Genomic DNA, 903 nt, shown 5'->3' on the forward strand with positions numbered 1-903 from the left:
TTGTAAACACTGGTTATTTTGCCGAATAGCCAGTGTTTTTATTTAATAATAATTTTATTGTTTTTAATGGTATATTCTATGGCAAATACTTCATTGAAGTATGTCATTATCTCTTGTATTGTTTTATTATCAAATGAAGCTGTAAAGAAAGTATTTGCTAATTCTTTGTTTTGATTAATTATCTCTACATTAAAGCTTCGTTCCAAGGTTTTAATTATTTGATCAAAGCTTTGGTTTCTGAAGATTAATTCTCCACTGATCCATCCTAAGTATAGTCGGGTATTTACATTTTCAACTTGGATTTTTGAGGTAGAATTCTCTAGGCTTACTTTTTGTCCTGGTGTAACTTCTGCTTTTTTATCTTGTTGTGAAGTACTTGAAAACTCAACTTTACCATGAGTTAAAACAAGCGAAGTATAGTTCTGTTTTTCATATTCAGAGAACAAGAACTTAGTACCAAGAACTCTAACTTTTGCATTTTTTGATTCAACTAAAAAAGGTTTATCACTTTTTTGTATTTCAAAATAGGCTTCACCTGTTATAGAGACTTCTCTGTTTTTAAGATTTTGAAAACTTGTTGGAAACTCAATGCTTGTTTGTGCATTTAAAAATACCTTTGTTCCATCTGAGAGAACCAATGAAAAGGTTTTACCTTTTGGTACAATAAGCTTATTTAGTTGCATTTGAGTAGTACTTGGATCAACAGTCATTGTTTTATCTTCAACTTTAGCTAGTGCTTGACCATTTTCATCAAATATTGTTTCACTATCTGTATCATTTATTTGAATTTGTTTTCCTTGAGAGGATACAATTGTTATACTTTCTTGATTAATATTAATAGACTGCTTTGTTAGGGAAAAAGGCTGAAATACAATAGTTAAAACACAAGCTATTATTGCAAAG

General features: G+C 29.3%; 1 protein-coding gene. It reads right to left on the reverse strand.

Going from position 1 to position 903, the window contains the following annotated elements; genetic code table 11:
- Positions 1-38 precede the first annotated feature (38 nt).
- Positions 39-903: FecR family protein (locus GOQ24_RS15935; protein ID WP_160340140.1), on the reverse strand; the 865-nt coding region annotated here is incomplete at its 5' end.

The sequence above is a fragment of the Myroides sp. LoEW2-1 genome (genome assembly GCF_009767705.1).
GTDB lineage: Bacteria > Bacteroidota > Bacteroidia > Flavobacteriales > Flavobacteriaceae > Flavobacterium > Flavobacterium album_A.